The 4436-nt window shown below is 69.5% G+C and carries 3 protein-coding genes; 1 reads left to right on the forward strand and 2 read right to left on the reverse strand.

Going from position 1 to position 4436, the window contains the following annotated elements:
- Nucleotides 1-627 precede the first annotated feature (627 nt).
- Nucleotides 628-2232 carry an ABC transporter substrate-binding protein gene (locus FNH09_RS44835; RefSeq protein WP_152895622.1) on the forward strand — a complete coding sequence of 535 codons (1605 nt, stop codon included), beginning with the start codon at nt 628-630 and terminating at the stop codon, nt 2230-2232.
- A gap of 251 nt (nt 2233-2483) precedes the next feature.
- On the opposite strand, the gene FNH09_RS44840 is transcribed toward FNH09_RS44835, so the two are convergent.
- Both FNH09_RS44840 and FNH09_RS44845 read right to left on the reverse strand, forming a co-directional pair.
- On the reverse strand, nt 2484-3155 hold the full coding sequence (locus FNH09_RS44840) for a response regulator (protein WP_162470060.1): 672 nt from the start codon (nt 3153-3155) through the stop codon (nt 2484-2486).
- A gap of 14 nt (nt 3156-3169) precedes the next feature.
- Nucleotides 3170-4117 carry a RecB family exonuclease gene (locus tag FNH09_RS44845; protein WP_152895623.1) on the reverse strand — a complete coding sequence of 316 codons (948 nt, stop codon included), beginning with the start codon at nt 4115-4117 and terminating at the stop codon, nt 3170-3172.
- Nucleotides 4118-4436: the final 319 nt, after the last annotated feature.

Genomic DNA, 4436 nt, shown 5'->3' on the forward strand with positions numbered 1-4436 from the left:
CCGCCGCACCGTGGTGCGCTCCCTCGAAGAAGTGGACCTGGCCTTCCTGCGCGGCCTGGTGCCACACCCGGCCTGAACCGCCGCCCGGCCTGAACTGCCGCCCGGCCTGAACCGCCATCCGGCCTGAACTGCCGCCCGGCCCGAGCCGCCATCCGGCCCGAGCCGCCATCCGGCCCGAGCCGCCACCCAGCCCGAGCCGCCACCCGGCGGACCGGCCCCGCCGCCGGACAGCGGAATCCGGACGGAGACACCCCCACGGCGCCCCCCGGAACCGGCGCCCGCCCGGGCGCGCATCCATACCCGCTCCCGAAGAGTCGACTGTGTGACATTCGCCACCCCGAACGGGGTCGACAGTCGGGGTGGCATGTGCAGACCGCCCCACTTTCCCAGCCGCCGCCGCGCCCTTGTGTCCCGTTTGATGAGACCGTGCACTAATCCTTCCACTGTCGGGTTTTCGGTGTGTCCACGCCCGGTTTCACTCCGTGATGGAGCTGCGCCTCCTCCGGCTGTGAACACTCCCGCCGGTCCGGACTAATCTCATCGCGAAACATCGGCCTACCCCCGTGACCCGTCGCAACACCCCTGCATGCCGGGTGCACGGACTTGAACAGCTGGAGAACCCCGAGCATGAACCGCAAGACTTTGGTGCTGCCGGCCGTGATCGGTCTCATCGCGCCCGTGCTCGCCGCCTGCGGCGGGTCCGACAGCGGGAGCAGCGGCGGCGACGCCATCGTCGTCGGCACCACGGACAGTTTCACCGCGACGAAGGACGCGCCCGCGCCGCTCGACCCGGCCTACGCCTACGACGTCGGCACCTGGAACATCCTGCGCCAGACGGTGCAGACGCTGATGGTCCAGCCGAAGGGCGAGGGCGACCCGGTGCCCGAGGCCGCCGAGAGCTGCGGCTTCACCGACACCGGCAACGAGCGCTACGCCTGCAAGCTCCGCAGCGACCTGAAGTTCTCCAACGGCAACGCCGTGACCGCGGCCGATGTGAAGTACTCCATCGACCGCGCCCGCGCCATCAAGTCCGACTCGGGCGTCTTCGCGCTGCTGTCGACCATCGACACCGTCGAGACGCAGGGCGACGACCAGGTGATCTTCCACCTGAAGACCGCCGACGCGACCTTCCCGTTCAAGCTGTCCACCCCGGTCGCGGGCATCGTGAACCCCGACGACTACCAGAAGGACAAGCTGCGCGACGGCTGGGACGTGGACGGCTCCGGCCCCTACACCCTCAAGGCCGAGGTCCAGGGCGACAAGATGGTCAAGGCCGTCTTCACCAAGAACCCCAACTACAAGGGGTCGCTCAAGGTGAACAACGACAAGGCCGAGATGGTCTCCTACGACGACTCGGCCGCCCTCGGCGCCGCGCTCGACAAGGGCGACGTCGACCTCGTCTCCCGTGGCCTGACCCCCGCGCAGGTCAAGAAGTACACCAACACCGCCGGTGGCAACGTCGACGTCGTCGAACTGCCCGGACTCGAGATCCGCTACCTGGGCTTCAACACCAACGCCACCTCGGTGAAGGACAAGGCCGTCCGCGAGGCGATGGCCCAGCTCATCAACCGCAGCGAGATCGTCTCCAAGGTCTACGGCTCCCAGGCCGAGTCGCTGTACTCGCTGGTCCCGGCCAGCGTCACCGGCCACACCAACGCGTTCTTCAACAAGTACGGCGACCCGAGCGTCGCCAAGGCCGCCTCCCTGCTGAGCAAGGCCGGCATCACCACCCCGGTGAACCTGACCCTGAACTACACGACCGACCACTACGGCGCGGTCACCAAGCAGGAGTTCGAGGTCATACAGAAGCAGCTGAACAACAGCGGCCTCTTCAAGATCGAGATCAAGGGCACCCCCTGGGAGTCCTACGTCCCGGCCGAGCGCAAGGGCAAGTACGACGTCTACGGCATGGGTTGGTTCCCCGACTTCCCCGACGCGGACAACTTCCTCGCCCCGTTCCTCGACAAGGACAACTTCCTCAAGTCGCCGTACTCCAACAGCCAGGTCATCAACGAGCTGATCCCGGAGTCCCGCCGCCAGGCCGACCGGCTCACCGCCGCCTCCAGCCTGACCGACATCCAGGACATCGTCGCCCGCGACGTCCCGGTGCTCCCGCTCTGGCAGGGCAAGCAGTACGTCGTCGCCCGCGACGACGTCACGGGCACCGCGTACGCCCTGAACTCCTCCTCGACGCTCCAGCTGTGGGAGCTCGGCCGAGGCGCCGGCAGCTGACGCACCCCCAGGGGAACCCGAGGCCCTGACCGGCCTCGGGCGCACGACGAACGACAACACGTCACCAGCACGTGAACAGACACAACCAGTGGCCGGTCCCGCCCTCGCGGCAGGACCGGCCACCGGCGTTCCGGCCGCACACGACGAACAGGACCGGCCACCGGCGTCCCGGCCGCACACGACGAAAGGGCGCCCCCTGCCGACAGGGGGCGCCCTTCCATCCATATGTCACACGGCCCGACAGGCCGTCCCTACTGCGCGCCGGGACGCACCAACCCGCTCTCGTACGCGTACACCGCGGCCTGCACCCGGTCGCGCAGCCCCAGCTTCGTCAGCACATGACCGACATGCGTCTTGACCGTCGTCTCACTGACGAACAGATCCGCCGCGATCTCCGCGTTCGACAACCCCCGCGCCACCAGCTTCAGCACCTCGACCTCACGGTCCGTCAACGTGTGCAGCGTGTTCGGCACCGGCTCGTCCCCGGACGGCAGATGCGTGGCGTACTTGTCCAGCAGCCGCCGCGTGATGCTCGGCGCGAGCATCGCCTCACCACCCGCCACCACCCGGATCGCCTGCACCAACTCGTTCGCCGGCGCGTCCTTCAGCAAAAACCCGCTGGCACCCGCCCGCAACGCCTCCACCACGTACTCGTCGAGATCGAACGTCGTCAGCACCAGCACCTTCGCCGGACCGTCCCGCCCCGGACCCGTGATCTGCCGCGTCGCCTCCACACCGTCCATCCGCGGCATACGGATGTCCATCAACACCACATCGGGCTGCAGGGCCCGCACCTGATCGAGCGCCTGCAGACCGTCGCCCGCCTCGCCGACCACCGCGATGTCCACCTCCGCCTCCAGAATCATCCGGAAGCCCGTACGCAGCAGCGGCTGGTCGTCCACCAGTAGGACGCGGATGGCCACGTAGATCTCCTTCGCTAGCCCGGCCCCATTCTGCCCTGCTCCCCGTCCCCGGACGCCTCCGCCCTCACCGGCAGCGGATACGGCGGCGGAGTACCCCCGAACTCCGGACAGTGCGCCTGGTGATCGCACCAACCGCACAACTTCGTCGGCCGCGGCCGCCACTCACCCGTCTCGGTCGCCAGCCGGATCGCCTCCCACAGCGCCAGCAGCTTGCGCTCCACCCGCTCCAGATCCGCGGGCACCGGATCGTAGGTGACCACATCACCACTGCCGAGATACACCAGCTGCAACCGCCGCGGCAGCACCCTCTTCAGCCGCCACACCACCAGCGCATAGAACTTCATCTGGAACAAGGCACCCTCGGCGTACTCCGGCCGCGGCGCCTTGCCCGTCTTGTAGTCCACGATGCGCACCTCACCCGTGGGCGCCACATCGACCCGGTCGATGATCCCGCGCAGCGTCAGCCCCGACTCCAGCTCCGCCTCGACGAACAACTCCCGCTCGGCCGGCTCCAGCCGCGTCGGATCCTCCAACGTGAACCAGCGCTCCACCAGCCGCTCCGCCTCACCCAGCCAGCGCGCCAGCCGCTCGCCCCCCGGATCGTCCGCGAACAGCTCCACCACCTCGGGCCGGCTCTCCCGCAACCGCTCCCACTGACCCGGCACCAACGACCTCGCCCGCGGCGCCGTCCGCTCCACGGCCGGCGCGTCGAACAACCGCTCAAGCACCGCGTGCACCAGCGTGCCCCGCGTCGCCGCCTCGCTCGGCCGCTCCGGCAACCGGTCGATCACCCGGAACCGGTACAGCAACGGGCACTGCATGAAGTCACTCGCACGCGACGGAGACAACGACGCGGGCGGCCGCGCCCCGGGCACCGACGCCCCCACGGTCACGGCCTGCGGATCCTGCCCTGCCGTACCGTCGCCGTCGGGCCGCTCGGCACCCTGCGTACTCGTCTCCATGCCCACAGACCATACGGCCAGCCACCGACAACGACCCAGCCACCGCCGCGACCGCGGCAAGGGGCGACCGGGCAAACACAGGGGGTGCCGGGGCCGAACGCGTCACCACGGCCGCATACCATCGACCACAGACCTTCCGTCCGGCAGGCGCGGAAGACGCTTCGAACGAGGGGACATCGTGGACGAGAGCGGCGGGAGCGGGCAGCCGCGGTCGGGCAACGACGAACCGGCCGAGCGCCACCCGGGCCACCCGGCCCCGGCAGGCGATTCCGCACGCCCGGACCCCACCCCGCGCGACCGGAGCACCGGACCGGAACCC

Origin of the sequence: Streptomyces adustus (assembly GCF_009377175.1) — a bacterium.
Lineage (GTDB): Bacteria > Actinomycetota > Actinomycetes > Streptomycetales > Streptomycetaceae > Streptomyces > Streptomyces adustus.

What these genes read in the sequence shown, in the direction of transcription:
- FNH09_RS44845 (WP_152895623.1), bottom strand. Translation starts at nt 4,117, where the DNA reads ATGGAGACGAGTACGCAGGGTGCCGAGCGGCCCGACGGCGACGGTACG.
- FNH09_RS44835 (WP_152895622.1), top strand. Translation starts at nt 628, where the DNA reads ATGAACCGCAAGACTTTGGTGCTGCCGGCCGTGATCGGTCTCATCGCG.